Origin of the sequence: Bacillus sp. J14TS2 (assembly GCF_018333015.1) — a bacterium.
Lineage (GTDB): Bacteria > Bacillota > Bacilli > Bacillales > Bacillaceae_C > Lederbergia.
The window spans coordinates 107,564-124,466 of the sequence record NZ_BORE01000011.1 but is presented as its reverse complement, the minus strand read 5'-3'; the positions used below and the strand labels follow the sequence as shown (position 1 = coordinate 124,466).

The following is a 16,903-nucleotide window of genomic DNA, read 5'->3' as shown; positions in this document are numbered from 1 at the left end:
TTCTAATCCTTTGACTATTTTATCGGCAGGAGTAAGAAAAACTTCAGCATGTTCACTGGATTGTCAAAGGAGAATTTTACTTTTGTAACACCTTATAATACTTCGCTTTTTCCACATACTCCCTTGAAATTCGCTCCATATCTTGAATGTCTTCTGTTGTTAAAGAGCGAATGACTTTTGCAGGGCGTCCAAAAGCTAAGCTATTGGGCGGAATTTTTTTACCTTGAGAAACGAGGCTTCCAGCACCAATAAAAGCACCTTCCCCAATCTCAGCACCATCAAGAATAATGGACCCCATGCCGATCAAGGCATTTTTACGAATAATACTGCTATGTAAAATAACTTGATGCCCAATTGTTACGTCATCTTCAATGATTAAGGAGCGATCCGGGCTTTGGTGTAGAAGACATTGATCTTGAATATTCACCCGTTCTCCAATGATGGTTGGTGCCACATCTCCGCGAATTACTGAATGAAACCAAACACTTGAGTCTGCGCCAATTTTTACATCACCTGTAATTGTGGTAAAATCAGCGATAAAAACAGATGCATCAATTTCGGGCTTTATTCCGTTAAATGGATAAATAGACAAAAAAATCATCCTTTCTTTTTCTACTCTCCTTAGTTTATCAAAGAATGTATAGAGACAGGGAAGGTGGAGCAAAATTTATGTAATAGCTTGAATAAGTGACGGTAAGCTAAAATCGTTCATAACCTTTTAAAGCGAGTTATAATAATGATGGACAATTTATAGTGAGTGTTCAAAAAGAAGGATAAAAGGACAAAGTCAGCACGCCGACACTAGTACGTCCTGTTTGTAGAAAGTTCAAGGCAACGCAGTTTCGAGCACAAGGAAAGCTTCCCTAAATCCATATAGTACAAAGCAAAAGTGGTATTCTTTTCCGAGGAGCCGGCTTGTACAGGAAGTACTGACTTCCGTGTGCCCATAGGACGTGGGCGATTTCGGAAGCCCCTTTATCTCGCAGTGTCATTTTTACCGTACTTTTTGAACATCCTCTTATATGAAAACATGTGGGGAATGAATATGAAAAAAATTGAAACAGAACAATCTGCTGTTGGGGTAATCGTGATTATTCATGGAGCCATGGAACATCATGGCCGATATTGGTGGTTAATTGAGATGTGGAGGTCTGAAGGATTTCACGTTATCACTGGAGACTTACCAGGGCAGGGTTTAACGACAAGAATGCACAGAGGGCATATTGATTCTTTTGATGAATATGTAAATGAAGCATTAGATTGGGTGCAAGCGGCTAAGAGCTATGAGCTGCCTATTTTCGTTATCGGCCATAGCATGGGGGGATTAACAGCGATCCGTATGCTGCAAACTACAGATATTACAGTGGATGGATTGGTACTTTCCTCGCCCTGTCTTGGGTTAAAAAATTATCCATCGATTCCTTTAAATGCCCTTACAGTAGGGTTAAACTGGATTGCACCGGGACTAAAAGTGAATCCTGGATTAAATGTAAACCTGACAACAAGGGATGAAGATGTAAAAGAGAGAACATTAAATGATGGTTTAACGATTACGAAGGTTTCCGTACGCTGGTATCGTGAGCTTGTAAGTGCAATGAAATTAGCTTTTGCCCAAATGTCAAAATTCCCCGATATCCCTTTATTGGTTCTGCAAGGCGGGGATGATAAAATTGTGGATAAGCTAGAAGTGTTTGAGTGGTTTAATCATGTGAAGATCACGGAGAAAACATATAAGGAATGGCCTGATTGTTATCATGAAATTTTTAATGAACCAGAAAAGGAGCAAGTTTTCCTTTATGCAAAAAACTTTATTGAGTTGAGACTGCGTTTTTTGGACTATAAGAAAGAAGACTTTTTTTAAGAGTGCTTTGGGTCTGATCAAGACGCCTTGAGCTTTATAGGATAGGAAAGTATAAATTTTGATTAGTGCTTGGTCCAGCTCCAGGCGCCAGCGGCTCGAGGCTCGCGGGAGGCGAGTCCAACGGCGTTGCCACAGGACGTGGCGGCCTTAGCCGATGTTCCACGAAATAACCTGAGCTAATGAAAGGCAAAGAGCGCCTTCCTTTGGTTCAGAACATTTGCTTGTCGCCGATAGGTGGCGCTTGCGCTTTTCTTAAATAATGAGGTGAAATGGCATGACATTACCAGTAAATCCTGTTACATTGTTGAATCAAGTGTTTCGCCAAGTATTCCCCATTACTCATCAAGAGTTGGAAGCATGGAAAAATAGAGCGAAGATGATCCCGAATGAAGAATTGAGGAATCAAGCTCTGGCGAGTATCGAGCATAAAACCTTCCATTGTGAAGGTGGCTCGATTATGGCATTAACCGCACTAGACAAGAAGGAAACGGCGATCCAGTTTATCGTCGCATATCAGACGATTAGCGATTATTTAGACAATCTTTGTGATCGTAGCACGTCTTTAGATCCTGACGACTTTGCCGCCTTGCATGAATCGATGATCGATGCACTCACGGTTGGGGCGGAACCTCGTGATTACTATCGGCACCGAGAAGATCAGAATGATGGCGGCTATTTAATAGCGCTTGTGCGGGCTTGTCAATCGATGCTAGAAAAACTCCCTTATTATGAAGAGATAAAGCCCTATCTCATAGAATTATGTAATTATTATTGTGATTTGCAAGTACATAAGCATGTCGATGTTGAAGAACGTGAACAAAGGTTACAAAAATGGTTTGCCCAGCACCAAGCAGAGTGTCCAGATATGAGCTGGTATGAATTTTCTGCCTGTGCGGGCTCAACACTCGGGATCTTTTGTTTAGTCTCCTATGGTCTCCGGGCGGATTTTCAACCTGAGCATGCAGAAATGATTCGTAATGGCTATTTTCCCTATATTCAAGGACTGCACATTCTTTTGGATTATTTTATTGACCAAGAAGAAGATCGGGAAGAAGGCGACCTTAATTTTTGCTTTTACTATGCTAACGACGAACAGCTATTTTTGCGTCTCATTCATTTCCTCAAAAAAGCGGATGAACATACAAAATTCTTACCCGATACAAAATTTCATAAATTAATCAACCGCGGCCTCTTAGCCATCTACCTCTCCGACCAAAAAGTAAACAAACAAAAAAACGTTCGCCCCCTCGCCAGAAAAATAATGAAACAAAGCGGCCCAACAGGCTACTTCTTCTATTGGAACGGAAGAATCTATCGCCGTTTGAAAGGGGCCAATTAACGGGGCCATTAACGGGGCCAGTCCCCCGCGCTGTTAACGCGTTACTGTGGCGGGGGACTGGCCCCTTCTTTTTTCAATCGCTAGGACAAAGGGGGGATGATTCCGCTGGTTTAGGAAGGTGTATTGGAGGACGTGATAGGCTTCTTGATTGAGTGCGGAAACATATTCAAGTAAGGTGTCGCGCTCTTTAGGGCCACCTTCGTGGCCGTGGTAGACAACGAGTACAAGGATGCCGCCGATTTTCAAAAGGGATAATAGTTGTTCAATCGCCGAAATGGTTGTTTCCGGTTTGGTGACAATGGTTTTATTTCCTCTTGGTAAATAGCCTAAATTAAACATCGCTGCAGCTAGCTGTCCATGATGTTCAGTGGGCAAACAGGAAGAGACATACTCATGTCCAGTTTGAAAAAGCTGAACAGGCCCTTCTGCATTCTCCGCTCCTAACCGCTTTGCTGTTTGTTCAATCGCCTGTGCCTGTATATCAAATCCGTATACCTTGCCAGCTTCACCCACAAGTTTGGCTAAAAAAACAGTATCGTGCCCATTTCCAACGGTAGCATCCACCACAATATCATCCTTCTGTACAGTCCTTGTCAATAAAGAACGGACATAGGTAAGAATCGATTCAATTCCCAAAAACATTCAACTCCTCTAAAAATAACCAACTTCACTAAAAAATTTTATCATAGAGAATCTCTTTTGAGAACAAACTAGACATACCCGCCTTTTGCGGGAACACTCGGTGAAGGAGAGGATCGGGTATGGCAACGCGACAGTCTGTCGAAGATTGTATGAATCGTTGTGAAGACGCTATTCTTTATGCCAATGAACAGCTGGATGAAGCATTAAGACAGGGATTTTATCAAGATGCGGAATTTAGTGAAGCTCAGGCCGATTTGGAACAAGCAGTGATGGAGCTGGAAAAACTTAAAGACAGCTCCAACGCACAACAACGTGAACAATTAGATCGTACTCGACTAAAAGTCCAACAGTTGCAAAACCAAATGATTCTCCAAAACCAAGAACGTCCTCCATATGGGACAATGATGTAAGAATAGCGCCTTGGGCATGGCTCAAGGCGCTTTAAAATATTTGGATCGTGAAGACGTGCTCTTGTATGCGTTGTGGAAACAAGGGAGATCCATTATAATGAAAATAGAAAAGGTGATAAAAATGTCTGCAAAAGAAGAGATTATTGAAATGATAAAAAATCTCCCAGAGAACGTCACTACAGACAATATAATGGAAAAGTTATATGAGAGAATAAAGATAGAATCTGCTATCCAACAGTTGGATGAAGGAAAAGGGATTGACCATGAAGAAGTAAAGGAGAAATTTAAAAAGTGGTTAGGATAGTTGGTCACCTGATGCCGTAACAGATTTAGAAGATATATCCCAATACATTTCCCTTGACTCTAAGGAAAATGCCACCGTAGTAGTAAGAGGAATTTTCGCCACCGCGGAGTCTGTTTCACTTTTTCCTTTGTCTGGACGAATTGTGCCTGAATTTAAAAAGAAAAGCATTAGGGAAAAATTGTATCAAAGTTATCGGATTATTTACAGGATTAAGAGTTCGGATCACATTGAGATAGTAAGGATTTTTCATCAAGCACGAGAATTGAACATTGATATGAACAAAACAACATGATCACAACCTCACTAAATCCCCCAGTTATTGTTAGTTGATCTTGATTAACAAGTTAGACACGCAAGAAAAGCAGTAAATCGACTAACCCCTTATATAAAAAAACATCCAGAACGTCCTCATCTATCCAAAAGAAGCAAATCCCTCAATCTTTTACCTAGTTTCTATAATAAAAAATGTATAGAGCGCAAGTGAATATAACGTATTTTTACAAAAGTAAAAATTAATACTTTTATTTTTCGATCTTCAAAAGGTTTATTACAGAAAATGTAGAAATAGATAACAAGATCGTGAACAATTTCCTAAAACCTATTTACGGAAATGGACATTCTCCGAAATTATTACGTCGTTTGCACAACAAGGTTTTGTAATAAAAAAGATGTATGAAGAGCCTAATCAGGAACACCCATATATACCTGCTAACTATATGATTGTAGCAAAAAAATATTAGTGAGGAGGTTTTCAAATCATACGACCGTTAGGACATACTATATCGCAATGATTTCCAAAGAGGATTGTAAATGTACGAAAATAACTAAATTATAGAGGTAGGCGACGTCAATTGACAAATGCAGACATTAAGATATTTGGTGGTAGTACGGGAACATCTTTTGCGCAAAAAATGTGTGACTACATCGGGAGTGAGTTAGGGAAATCGGAGGTCTTGACATTTTCTGATGGCAATATTTTTGTGAAAATTAATGAAACGGTTCGGGATCAGGATGTTTATCTTGTTCAACCCATTGGTCTAAAGCCAAATGATGAGTTTACCGAAATTCTCTTTTGGATGGATGCTTTTAAAAGAGCTAGTGCGAACTCTGTCACGGCGATTATCCCTTATTTCGGTTATGCCAAAGGAGATAAAAAGGATGAGCCTCGGGTTTCGATCAGAGCAAGGGTTTGTGCTGAGTGTATGGAATTGGCGGGGGCGGATCGAATTTTGACAATGGACCTACATAGCCCGCAAATTCAAGGTTTTTTCAAAAAGCCTGTGGATCATTTATTTGCCCTTCCAATCCTTTGTGAAGAGATTGAAAGCATGGGGATAGAAGATCTTGTTGTCGTTTCACCTGATGTCGGATTTGCAAAAGAGGCAAGGAACTTTGCCACTACCTTACAAGTTCCTGTGGCGATTGGTGATAAAATGAGAAAGTCGCATGATGAGAATGCAAAGGTGCTGGAAATTATTGGTAATGTAGAAGGCAAAAATACACTGATTGTCGATGATTTCAGTATCTCAGGCGGAACCTTAGTCGATTTAGCTAAAGGACTGAAGGAAAGAGGAGCCAATAAGATCTATGCTGCATTATCCCATCTAATGCTTAGTGAGGCAGCAATTGAAAAAATAGAAAACAGTCCAATTGAATTGGTGATTAGTACAGATTCCGTTGAAAATCCAGCAATCCATTCGCAGAAAATAAAAAGGGTTTCGGTGGCGCCCTTATTTGCAGAAGCAGTTGTAAGAATTCATAACCACGAATCCATTAGCTCCTTGTTTGATAATGACCAACATAAATTTTTAAATCTATAAAGTGAACCTTCAATCAGTCGGGGGGCTTTCATTCCCCACTGGTTTCAGAGGATTAAAGGCTAAAATCGCGACATCCTGTTGGCAGGTTCAAAGCACGACATCCTGTCACTAGTACGTCCTGTACGTCGCTACGCCTTTGTGACCAACATCTTGTTGGCCTTGAACCAATTGGGCTTTTACTCAACAAGGCGAAAGTGCCTGTCCGACGACGTACATATTTAAAGGGTTCTGACGAGATAAAGGAAACACGATGAGTCCAAAGGGCGAATCGATGTTGACTTACGCAAACAGAAATCGTAAATTTGCTAGTCGCTGAAGCTAGATTAGGGCAGTGTATCCCTTACCTATGCTTCTCCGTATTCTCTAAAGCTTTGAGGCGGGGGATTACTGCCCGTTACTGCGGGATAAAAAAAGGAATTCCTAGCGCTTTTTCAAAGATAAAAGGACAGGCCTGAACCTGTCCTTTTATCGATTATTCAAATGTTATTCGTTCCTTCTTTTTCCCAGAATCATAAATGGCTACGATCATTTTTTGAGTTTTCAATGCTTCTTCGCCTGTAATGTCTGGTTGTGCACCTTCCTTGAGGGCTTCATAGTAATTATTGACTTGTTTAATATGACTTACGCCCCAATAGCTTTTCGCACCACTATTGTAATCAAATGTCTCATTTGGATTATTATCGGCGATAAATTCCCTACCATCATTCAAAGTAACAGTTGCCCGGTCACCGACCATTTTGGCGGTACCGTTTTCACAGTGGAGCTCAATTTCAACAGGTGCATCATACGTGTAATAGTTAATCGCATGAAACGCGGTGACCACACCATTCTTATATTTAATGACACCCTCGGCTGAATCTTCTACATCAATAAATTCATGGGCACGGTTACTAATCGCCGCATCTACGTATTGAATGTCATCATCTACAAACCATCTCATTAAATCCATTGTATGGATCGCTTGATCAATAATGACGCCACCGCCTTCTTTATCCCATGTTCCTTTCCAATCACTCTGCTTATAATAGTCATCAGAACGATCCCAGGTGACGGACAACTTTCCAGCTTGAATGGCGCCTAATTCACCATTTTCAAGCATGTCCTTAACCAGCTTGGCACCAGGATTATAGCGGTTTTGGAAAATAACCCCTAAAGTTACCTCATTCTTTTTGGCTGTTTCCACCATGTCTACCGCATCTTCATAAGCAATCGACATCGGCTTTTCCGTCAAAATATGAATATTTCGTTTTGCTGCTGCAATCGCGACAGGCGCATGTAAGTGATGTGGAAGGCAAATATGAATGACATCTAATTCTTCAGTATTCAACATCTTCTCATAGTCCGTATAATAGGTACACTGAAAAATTTCTGCCTTTTCCTTTGCGCGATCCTCCTTATTATCACAAACTGCGACAATTTCCGTATCCTCGCGAGCATTGACTGGATACGCATGCATTGGGAAAATTCGCCCACAACCAATAATTCCAACTTTGAATTTAGACATTTTCTGGTTCCCCTTCCTTGTCTGATGGAGTACTGGGAATATTATCCTATCCCTTATCAACAATATACCTATAAAAATGTAGAAAATCCAATGTTAACTGTAAGATTTTCTAACTTTTTGTCGACTAAGAGAACTTTGGCAAAATCAAGATTGTTCTGGATATTTTCATCCTACTTGCTTCTTCAGATTGAATGGAATAGAATGGCTTAGGCACAAAGGAGAAGAGCTTCAGAAACGGCTCTTTTAAGCTAGGTTCTGAGCACTGTGTCAGGTAATAAACAGGATGAAGGAGATGCAAGAGGAAATGCCTAAGGCAGTGTGGTTATTAGTTATTGGCATGCTAGTCAGTGTGACAGGGAATTCTTTTCTATGGCCGCTGAATGCCATTTATATACATGATTATTTAGGAAAATCTTTATTTATTGCCGGTTTAGTATTGATGTTAAACTCTGCTGCTAGTGTGATAGGAAATCTAGTAGGAGGGATTTTTTTTGATAAAATTGGCGGATATAAATCGATTCTATTAGGAATCATCATTTCCATCTTATCACTACTGGGAATGACGTTTTGGCATGAATGGCCTCATTATGTAATTTTCCTCACCATTTTAGGACTTGGAGGAGGCATTATTTTTCCTTCCATGTTTGCGATGGCGGGTTCGGTTTGGAAAGAGGGAGGAAGACGGGCGTTTAATGCTGTCTATGTGGCACAGAATGCCGGAGTTGCGATTGGTTCTGCACTAGGGGGAGTTGTCGCCAATTTTTCTTTCGACTATATTTTCCTTGCGAATTTATCGATGTATGTACTCTTTCTTTTCATCGCCCTATTCAGCTATAAAAATATGGCAGAAGGTCAGCTTGGTCAATCCAATGTATTGCAAGAAAGAAGGGCAATTCGGGATAAAAGTAAATTTTATGCATTAGGGATTATATGTGTTGCCTACTTTTTAGGCTGGGTCTGCTATGTACAATGGCAAGCGACAATCTCTTCCTACACCCAGGAAGTCAATATGTCCTTAAACCAATATAGCTTTCTGTGGACGATAAATGGGGCGATTATTGTGTTAGGCCAGCCTGTTTTGCAAAAAATATTAAGAAAGGCTGGCAGTCAAAACTTGAAGGGGCAAATGCTTGTTGGATTTGCCATTTTTATGGTTTCCTATGGTGTGGCTGGTATGGCCGACGGATTTAAAGGATTTTTATCGGCAATGATCATTCTGAGTGTAGGGGAAATGTTAGTTTGGCCCGTTGTTCCAACAGTCGCCAATCAATTAGCCCCAAAAGGAAGGGAAGGCTTTTATCAAGGAATTGTCAATAGTACAGCAACAGGGGGACGCATGGTCGGTCCTGTCCTTGGTGGAATGCTTGTCGACTTGTGGGGAATGTCCGTATTATTTATGATCTTGATCTTCTTATTGCTTGTCTCATTTATTTTATCTTATTTTTATGATCGTCCATTAAAAAAGCAATCTTCACTTGCAGCCTAATGGAACATATCTTTAAAAACTACGCTTGCTATTATGTATATTTTTGATTACAATTGGACATATCTGATTAAAAAAGATGTTCAAAAAGTCCGGTGAAAATGACACTGCGAATTTCTTCGTTGGCTTGTTTCTGCGCTCCTCGGAAAAGAAAACCACTTTTCCTTCGTGCGATGCGGGTTCAGGATAGCTTTCCTTATGCTCATGTATTTAAAAAGGATACATTCCGCTGCTCGAAACTGCGCCGTCTCGAACTTTCGACGTACAGGATGTACTAGTGTCGGTGTTGGTGACAGGACGTCAGCGTCTTTAACCGACTTGGTCCTTTTTATCCTCCTTTTTGAACACGAATTAAAAATACTTGAAACGTGAATAAAGGAATAGTAATGATGTCAAACTGTGCAGAGAGTTGGCGGGTGGTGGAAGTCAATCAGGATGAATCATGAACTCACCTTTTAGTTGTATAAGTGAAAGAAGTAGTTTATGCCGTTTTCCGCGTTAAGGATGTATGAGTGAATGCGAAAGCATTAATGTGGGTGGTACCGCGGGAGTTAACAGTCTCTCGTCCCAAGAGGTTTCTTTGGGATGGGGGGCTTTTTCTATTTATCTCGCATTAAAGGGCAGTAGTATACTGATTGAAGTTTCACCTTATCATTAATCGCGTTTTACAAAATGAACGGAGGAAGAAAGATGAGTTTTAACCATAGAGAATTGGAACAAAAATGGCAAGGTTATTGGGAAAATAAGCAAACATTTAAAACAGATGCAAGTCGTGAAGGTGAGAAATTTTATGCATTAGATATGTTCCCATATCCATCTGGTGCCGGTCTTCATGTTGGCCATCCGGAAGGGTATACAGCAACCGATATTTTATCTCGAATGAAGCGAATGCAAGGCTATAATGTATTGCATCCAATGGGCTGGGATGCCTTCGGACTTCCAGCGGAGCAATATGCCCTTGACACAGGGAATGATCCTGCTGAATTTACCAAACATAATATTGAAACATTTAAAAGACAAATCCAAGAGCTTGGTTTCTCCTATGATTGGGATCGGGAAATCAATACAACCGATCCGCATTATTATAAATGGACGCAATGGATTTTTCTAAAGCTATTTGAAAAAGGGCTGGCCTATGTCGATGAAATTCCTGTCAACTGGTGTCCAGCACTAGGGACAGTTTTAGCCAATGAAGAAGTAATTGATGGAAAAAGTGAGCGTGGAGGCCATCCGGTTGAACGCCGTCCAATGAGACAGTGGATCTTGAAAATTACCGAATATGCGGATCGCTTGTTAGATGATCTAGAAGAGTTAGACTGGCCAGAAAGCATTAAAGATATGCAGCGCAACTGGATCGGACGCTCTGAGGGAGCGGAAGTGACCTTCTCAATTGCTGATTTCGATGAGACATTTACTGTGTTCACGACTCGTCCAGATACTCTATTTGGTGCCACCTACGCGGTCTTAGCACCTGAACACCCATTTGTTGAAAAAATTACAACTGCGGTGCAAAAGCAGCAAGTAGAAGCCTATATTCAAAAAATCAAAGCAAAAAGTGATCTAGAAAGAACGGATTTGGCTAAAGAAAAAACTGGTGTGTTTACAGGGGCCTATGCGGTTAACCCTGTCAATGGAAAACAAATTCCGATTTGGATCGCGGATTACGTTTTGATGTCTTACGGAACCGGTGCAATTATGGCTGTGCCAGCACATGATGAACGAGACTATGAATTTGCCAAAACATTCGCTTTGGAGATTATCGAAGTCGTTTCAGGCGGCGATATTGCCAAAGAAGCATACACAGGCGATGGTCCCCATGTGAATTCTAATTTCCTTGATGGGCTTGGAAAAGATGAAGCAATTTCCACGATGATTGATTGGTTGGAAAAAGAAGAGCTCGGCACGAAGGAGATTACCTACCGTTTACGAGATTGGCTCTTTAGCCGCCAACGTTACTGGGGAGAACCGATTCCGGTTATTCATTGGGAAGACGGCACAATGACAGGTGTACCTGAGGAAGAATTACCGCTGATTTTGCCGAAAACCGCTGAGATCAAACCATCCGGAACAGGCGAATCACCGTTAGCCAATATTGCCGACTGGCTTCATGTGGTAGATCAAGAAACGGGGAAAAAAGGGCGAAGAGAAACAAATACGATGCCACAATGGGCAGGCAGTAGCTGGTATTATCTTCGTTACATTGATCCACATAATGATCAAGCATTAGCCGACCCAGAATTATTGAAAAAATGGCTTCCCGTTGATATGTATATCGGTGGTCAAGAACATGCTGTCCTACATTTATTGTACGCCCGTTTCTGGCATAAATTTTTATATGACCTAGGGATCGTTCCAACAAAAGAACCGTTCCAAAAATTATACAACCAAGGGATGATTCTTGGAGAAAATCATGAAAAAATGAGTAAATCAAAAGGCAATGTCGTCAATCCTGATGAAGTGATAGAAAGCCACGGGGCAGACACATTGCGCCTCTATGAAATGTTTATGGGGCCGTTGGATGCATCGATTTCTTGGTCAACAACAGGGCTTGATGGATCACGCCGTTTCCTAGACCGAGTCTGGCGTCTATTGATCCAGGATGATGGTGCACTTTCTGAGAAGATTCAGGATACAACTGGCGGCGACCTTGAAAAAGTCTATCATCAAACCGTTAAAAAAGTAACTAGTGATTATGAACAATTGCATTTTAATACAGGAATTTCCCAATTAATGGTATTCATTAATGAAGGCTATAAAGCAGAAATTTTACCAAAAGCGTATGTAGAAGGCTTCATCAAAATGCTGGCACCGATTTGTCCGCATATCGCTGAGGAAATTTGGGAGAAGCTAGGCCATACGGATACGATCACCTATGAAAAATGGCCAGAATATGACGAAAACAAACTAGTCGATAATGAAATCGAAGTCGTCGTCCAAATTAACGGAAAAGTCCGTGCCAAATTAAAAGTGTCCCGCGACGCCTCCCGGGAAGAACTTGGGCAAATTGCTCAAGATGATGAAAAAGTTAAACAACAACTAGAAGGTAAAACAATTCGTAAGGTCATTGCCATTCCAGGCAAGCTGGTTAATATCGTCGCAAATTAAGGAAGAAGCCTCATCCTCAGGGATGAGGCTTTCTAAAGATTGTATAGTGAGAAGGTGTGCAATGTGCTTGAAGTGTCGGAATGTAGAGCAGAAGATACGCAATATACATGAGAAATTGCGCAAATGCAGGGGGGAAGTTCTGCTATGGGCATAGGGAGCGTGCAACCCGGCATTGAAGCTCCGCAATCTGCTTCAAGATTCAATGTTTCATGGAAATGCAGAACCCTTCAAGCTAAGTTCCTGAGCATGGACTCGTTTGTTTGACTATCCAATCACAAGCACAGATAATAATAGAAGAAATATTTCATTCGAAAGGAAGATTAGATGAGCGAAATCAAGACCATCACTCCAGAAGAGCTACAGAAAGAGCTGGAAGCAGGGAAACAATATAATTTAATCGATGTACGGGAAGAGGAAGAAGTGGCAGAAGGTATGATCTCAGCAGCTGTTCATATCCCAATGGGCCAAATTCCTGAGCATCTTGATGAGCTAGATCCGAACAAAGAATATATTCTGATTTGCCGTTCAGGTGGACGCAGTGGCAGAACCTGCGAATATTTGAATGAACAAGGCTACAAGGTCACGAATATGGTTGGCGGCATGCTCAAATGGCAGGGAGAAACAACGCCAAAGGAAAAATAATATAGGATAACATGTGAGGGAAATCTCTAAGACTGTAGTAGTCTTAGGGATTTCCCTTTTTCGTTCCCTCAAAAAGTGAAACTATTTTGCAATGTTTACGTCATTATTAATGAATGTGTTAGGCAAAATCTAAAAGCTAAAGAAGTAGGGATGAAATGATTAAAAAGGTACTATTTTTTTGGGCTATTCTTTTTGTGCTAGTGATCTTTTTCAATGAACATAGCGGTAAGAAAATGATTACGGTAAAAGGGATAGAGAATTTTATGTCGGAAGCGATGGGGAAGTCAGGCCATTATTTATTATTTTATCCCGCCGACCAACGTGTTTCACAAGAAATGACACTTATTAAAGAAGTGACAAAAACAGGGAAGGATATTCAACAGTATAAAATAATAGATAATGATTTTCGAAGAATGAATATTCAACAGAAGCCAACTGATTTTAATCAGTTGTTCATTTCTTTTTATGGTGAGCCTGTGGTCGATAATTTCTATTACACCTATGATATTGAGAATAAACAATTTAAGAAGAGTAATCTTGACTATTTTGATTATGAAGTTGGGGTTGATCATATGCAACATTTCGGTGACGATGTGTTATTTCAGACGATCGTATCTCATAAAACAGGAGAACAAAACACAAATTTTGACACAGGGGAATTTAATATCTCCATTTCGAACGCAACTACTCAGGAGAGTTTTGAAACAGAGTACGGACATGTCCCAAAATGGACTCCGATTTTAAGTTTTGCTGGTAAGATGATATATGGAGTAAGCGGAAGGATCAATGCGAAAGATCAGTACGAGAATTCAGGAATTGCGATCATTGATCTTACGAACGAAACGGTTGAATATGAATCATTCGCTACCGATAGTATAGATCTTGCACCGATTTATGCTTCAAATGAACATGCCTATATCATGGGTAGTAACGGAAATTTATATGTTTACGATAAGGAGTTTCACTATACGTCATACAGCCCATTTGAAAATCTCTTTAAACAAGCGGAATATGAGGTAAACGAGGCCGAGCAATTAGCATTAGATGACAAGAGAATTTTATATTGCTTACCGATTGACGAGGAAGGAGACACTTTAGGAATACTTTCGTTAAGAAAAGAACCAATGTTTGAGCCACTGGCTGAAATATCTCAACCTGGAAATACATATAGACTCCTTTATCAAGATAAAGGAAATAAAGAAATCTACATAATTGAAAGAAATGACAAAGAAGAAAATATGATTGTTTTGGATAGAAAAAATCTTCATATAAAATCAAAGTTCCCAGTTGAAAATGCTCATTTATTAGACTTTATCATAAAAATCAATTGATTTGTAAAGGAAAGGGTAGCTGCGAAAAACAATCATCTGCTGTATAAATGTTTTTCTTCTAGCTGGTATTATGATTATTTGGAGCTCGAGTGATTAACTTATCCAAATAAATATCTGTTAGGATTGTTTTAGGCTATCGCTGTAACTAAAAACTATTTTCTGAATAGTATAAAATCCACTAATATTGGCAAACATGCTAAAAAGGAGTGGAGATAATTGGTACAAGTTAAACTATTTGATTGTGACCATGAACAGGATTTAGAGGAAGAAATGAATGAATTCCTCGAAGAAATTTCTCCTAGGGATGTAGTGGATATTAAATATAACGTCGCGCTGATTGGCGATGCCTCTGGAGAACAAGTCTTTTGTTTCAGTGCATTAATTATTTATAACTCATAAAGCAGGTACTATCATATGGAATAGTCCTGTTTTTTTTTGTCGTTTTAACGAGGACAGAGATTTAAATCAGAAAAACTTTAAAAATTCAGCGTGGCCCTGACAAAAAGAATTGCAAAAAAGGGGAACGGCGTCAGTACTCGCCGTGCCCAAAAAGCGAAGAACGCCGCCAAAGGGTAACGGCGCGAGCCCCCGCCGTGCCCAAAAAGCGAAGAACGCCGCCAAAGGGTAACGGCGCGAGCCCCCGCCGTGCCCGAAAAGCGAAGAACGCAGCAAAAGGGTAACGGCGCAAGCCTTCGCCGTGCCCGAAAAGCGAAGAACACTGCAAAAGGGTAACGACGCAAGCCTTCGCCGTGCCCAAAAAGCGAAGAACGCTACCAAAGGGTAACGGCGTCAACCCTCGCCGTTACCAAAAAGCGAAGAACGCAGCAAAAGGGTAAGGGCGTGCGAGCTCACCGTAACGAAAAAGGGAGAACGCCGCAAAATCGTAAGGGCAAATCTGATCTGTCCTCAGTTCATAAATTGAAAAAGAACAGCTGAACAAACAGCTATTTCTCTATAATCACAGTACTCCTTGCTCACTTCTTTTTCCATAAAGGGCGGCATTCATCCCTGCCAGTCTTCCTGTCACAAGTGCAGCCGTGATGTTATAGCCGCCTGTGTAGCCATAGATATCTAAAATCTCCCCACAGAAATGCAGGCCGGGCGTGAGTTTGGAGGCCATTGTCTTAGGTTCGATTTCTTTTACGGAAACCCCGCCGCCTGTGACAAAAGCTTTTTCCAATGGAAGGGTGCCATTTACTTGGAACGTGAATTGCTTACAGGCTTTGGCGAAGGCGCGCAATTTTTCGGTTGAAAGACTCCCGCAAATCTCCGATGGATCGATTTCACATTGTGTGAATAAAAACAATAAATAACGCTCAGGTAACAAGCCTTTCAGTGCATTTTTAATGCTCTTTTTTGGTTCGTCCTTTTTTACTTTTTGGAGTTGTTGAAAAAGTGCTTCCTCACTTTGGCTAGGCAGTGCGTCAATCGCCATTGTCACTTCAGGCCGCTTTGATTTTTTTAATTGTTTTACAACAAATTGGCTACAACGCAAGGCAGCGGGACCGGAAATGCCAAAATGGGTAAAAATCATGTCCATTTTATGGGTAATCAATGGTTTTCCATTTGGCTTCAGCACACTGAGTGCTACTTCGCGCAGCGACAATCCTTGTAATTGTTTTTCTTTGATGAATCGCTCATTAGAAGTAATCGGCACTTCTGTTGGGAATAACTCTGAAATCGTGTGGCCGGCCGCTTTTGCCCATGGATAGCCATCTCCCGTTGATCCAGTTTGCGGGACAGATGCGCCGCCAGTGGCAATTACCACGGCGGAGGCCACAAGTTTCTTTCCGGATTTTAACAGAACTCCTGCTGTTTTTCCCTGTTCATAAAGTACTTTTTGAACAGGGGTATCTGGCAGCACTTCAACTTCTAATTCACTCATTCGCGATAAAAGCGCATCGACGACGGACTGTGCCCGATTAGAAGCAGGGAACATGCGCCCATGGTCTTCTTCCTTTAATTCAATCCCGAGATTTTCGAAAAAACGAATGATATCTTCGTTATTAAAAACAGAGAAGGCACTATATAGAAAGCGGCCATTGCCGGGAATATGGCGAATAATCTCATCCAAGGGCAAGCGATTTGTCACATTACAGCGTCCTCCTCCTGAGATCGCTAATTTCTTGCCTAGCTTATGACCTTTATCTATTAATAAAACCTTTGCTTTATATTCGGCGGCAGCGATGGAGGCCATTAATCCTGACGGGCCGCCACCGATGACTATAACATCATACATTTTTATCGGCTCACTTTCATGTTCAATTTCTGTCTATATAGGGAATATTCGATCCTTCATTATTTTTGATGACTTTGTGCTTTCTTAAAATACTATGAACAATTTCCAAACGCAACGCTGAACTCATTGTCAAATTCCGTCGATAGCTGTAAACTAAATGGAGAGTGTAGTGATTAAAATTAAAAAAACAAATGAAAATTAAAAATGGAGAGTTCGAGAATGT

14 protein-coding genes, 1 pseudogene and 1 other annotated feature are annotated in these 16,903 nt (G+C 40.8%); of the genes and pseudogenes, 11 read left to right on the top strand and 4 right to left on the bottom strand.

Features of this window, described 5'->3' with window-relative positions:
• Positions 1–76: 76 nt before the first annotated feature.
• Entirely contained in the window at positions 77–601 is a 525-nt protein-coding gene (locus KI375_RS17495; protein ID WP_212974746.1) for a gamma carbonic anhydrase, read from the bottom strand.
• A 444-nt stretch (positions 602–1,045) separates the two neighbouring features.
• Here KI375_RS17495 and KI375_RS17490 point away from each other — a divergent pair, with 444 nt between their 5' ends.
• Positions 1,046–1,861 (top strand): alpha/beta hydrolase, encoded by an 816-nt coding sequence (locus KI375_RS17490; protein ID WP_212974745.1) that lies wholly within the window; start codon positions 1,046–1,048, stop codon positions 1,859–1,861.
• Positions 1,862–2,135: 274 nt separating this feature from the next.
• The gene (locus tag KI375_RS17485; RefSeq protein WP_212974744.1) at positions 2,136–3,200 is read left to right on the top strand and encodes a tetraprenyl-beta-curcumene synthase family protein; all 1,065 of its coding nucleotides are present in this window, start codon (positions 2,136–2,138) and stop codon (positions 3,198–3,200) included.
• 33 nt (positions 3,201–3,233) lie between these two features.
• On the opposite strand, the gene mnmM is transcribed toward KI375_RS17485, so the two are convergent.
• Positions 3,234–3,836 carry a tRNA 5-(aminomethyl)-2-thiouridylate-methyltransferase MnmM gene (mnmM, locus tag KI375_RS17480; protein WP_212974743.1) on the bottom strand — a complete coding sequence of 201 codons (603 nt, stop codon included), beginning with the start codon at positions 3,834–3,836 and terminating at the stop codon, positions 3,234–3,236.
• A 125-nt stretch (positions 3,837–3,961) separates the two neighbouring features.
• On the opposite strand from mnmM, the gene KI375_RS17475 reads away from it, so the two are divergent.
• The 4 genes and pseudogenes from KI375_RS17475 (at position 3,962) to KI375_RS17460 (ending at position 6,376) form a co-directional block, all read left to right on the top strand.
• Positions 3,962–4,252 carry a YtzC family protein gene (locus KI375_RS17475; RefSeq protein WP_212974742.1) on the top strand — a complete coding sequence of 97 codons (291 nt, stop codon included), beginning with the start codon at positions 3,962–3,964 and terminating at the stop codon, positions 4,250–4,252.
• A 97-nt stretch (positions 4,253–4,349) separates the two neighbouring features.
• Positions 4,350–4,556: a hypothetical protein gene (locus tag KI375_RS17470; protein WP_244852796.1), complete on the top strand. Its 207-nt coding sequence runs from the start codon at positions 4,350–4,352 to the stop codon at positions 4,554–4,556.
• Positions 4,557–4,569: 13 nt separating this feature from the next.
• Positions 4,570–4,848 (top strand): annotated as a pseudogene (locus KI375_RS28005) (type II toxin-antitoxin system RelE/ParE family toxin); the annotation flags it as partial.
• A 559-nt stretch (positions 4,849–5,407) separates the two neighbouring features.
• Positions 5,408–6,376: a ribose-phosphate diphosphokinase gene (locus KI375_RS17460; RefSeq protein ID WP_212974741.1), complete on the top strand. Its 969-nt coding sequence runs from the start codon at positions 5,408–5,410 to the stop codon at positions 6,374–6,376.
• Positions 6,377–6,848: 472 nt separating this feature from the next.
• Here the strand turns inward: KI375_RS17460 and KI375_RS17455 are convergent, their stop codons facing one another.
• A complete protein-coding gene (locus KI375_RS17455; RefSeq protein ID WP_212974740.1) occupies positions 6,849–7,880 on the bottom strand; it encodes a Gfo/Idh/MocA family protein in 1,032 nt (343 codons plus the stop codon).
• Positions 7,881–8,184: 304 nt separating this feature from the next.
• Here KI375_RS17455 and KI375_RS17450 point away from each other — a divergent pair, with 304 nt between their 5' ends.
• From KI375_RS17450 to KI375_RS17430, 5 genes are all read left to right on the top strand, one after another.
• A complete protein-coding gene (locus KI375_RS17450) occupies positions 8,185–9,366 on the top strand; it encodes an MDR family MFS transporter (RefSeq protein WP_212974739.1) in 1,182 nt (393 codons plus the stop codon).
• 357 nt (positions 9,367–9,723) lie between these two features.
• Positions 9,724–9,936, top strand: a binding site (T-box leader).
• A 117-nt stretch (positions 9,937–10,053) separates the two neighbouring features.
• Positions 10,054–12,468, top strand: coding sequence for a leucine--tRNA ligase (gene leuS, locus KI375_RS17445; protein ID WP_212974738.1), 2,415 nt, complete (start codon positions 10,054–10,056; stop codon positions 12,466–12,468).
• A 324-nt stretch (positions 12,469–12,792) separates the two neighbouring features.
• Complete coding sequence (locus tag KI375_RS17440; protein WP_212974737.1) at positions 12,793–13,110, top strand: rhodanese-like domain-containing protein; 318 nt, start codon at positions 12,793–12,795, stop codon at positions 13,108–13,110.
• A gap of 155 nt (positions 13,111–13,265) precedes the next feature.
• Positions 13,266–14,441 (top strand): hypothetical protein, encoded by a 1,176-nt coding sequence (locus tag KI375_RS17435; protein ID WP_212974736.1) that lies wholly within the window; start codon positions 13,266–13,268, stop codon positions 14,439–14,441.
• A 216-nt stretch (positions 14,442–14,657) separates the two neighbouring features.
• The gene (locus KI375_RS17430; RefSeq protein WP_207448592.1) at positions 14,658–14,840 is read left to right on the top strand and encodes a sporulation protein Cse60; all 183 of its coding nucleotides are present in this window, start codon (positions 14,658–14,660) and stop codon (positions 14,838–14,840) included.
• A gap of 559 nt (positions 14,841–15,399) precedes the next feature.
• Here KI375_RS17430 and KI375_RS17425 read toward each other — a convergent pair.
• Positions 15,400–16,680, bottom strand: coding sequence for a BaiN/RdsA family NAD(P)/FAD-dependent oxidoreductase (locus tag KI375_RS17425; protein WP_207448590.1), 1,281 nt, complete (start codon positions 16,678–16,680; stop codon positions 15,400–15,402).
• Positions 16,681–16,903: the final 223 nt, after the last annotated feature.

Excerpts from the sequence above, each read along its gene's own strand:
- KI375_RS17495 (WP_212974746.1), bottom strand. The coding sequence starts at position 601 with ATGATTTTTTTGTCTATTTATCCATTTAACGGAATAAAGCCCGAAATT.
- KI375_RS17490 (WP_212974745.1), top strand. The coding sequence starts at position 1,046 with ATGAAAAAAATTGAAACAGAACAATCTGCTGTTGGGGTAATCGTGATT.
- KI375_RS17485 (WP_212974744.1), top strand. The coding sequence starts at position 2,136 with ATGACATTACCAGTAAATCCTGTTACATTGTTGAATCAAGTGTTTCGC.
- KI375_RS17475 (WP_212974742.1), top strand. The coding sequence starts at position 3,962 with ATGGCAACGCGACAGTCTGTCGAAGATTGTATGAATCGTTGTGAAGAC.
- KI375_RS17470 (WP_244852796.1), top strand. The coding sequence starts at position 4,350 with ATGAAAATAGAAAAGGTGATAAAAATGTCTGCAAAAGAAGAGATTATT.
- KI375_RS17455 (WP_212974740.1), bottom strand. The coding sequence starts at position 7,880 with ATGTCTAAATTCAAAGTTGGAATTATTGGTTGTGGGCGAATTTTCCCA.
- KI375_RS17450 (WP_212974739.1), top strand. The coding sequence starts at position 8,185 with ATGCCTAAGGCAGTGTGGTTATTAGTTATTGGCATGCTAGTCAGTGTG.
- leuS (WP_212974738.1), top strand. The coding sequence starts at position 10,054 with ATGAGTTTTAACCATAGAGAATTGGAACAAAAATGGCAAGGTTATTGG.
- KI375_RS17440 (WP_212974737.1), top strand. The coding sequence starts at position 12,793 with ATGAGCGAAATCAAGACCATCACTCCAGAAGAGCTACAGAAAGAGCTG.
- KI375_RS17435 (WP_212974736.1), top strand. The coding sequence starts at position 13,266 with ATGATTAAAAAGGTACTATTTTTTTGGGCTATTCTTTTTGTGCTAGTG.
- KI375_RS17425 (WP_207448590.1), bottom strand. The coding sequence starts at position 16,680 with ATGTATGATGTTATAGTCATCGGTGGCGGCCCGTCAGGATTAATGGCC.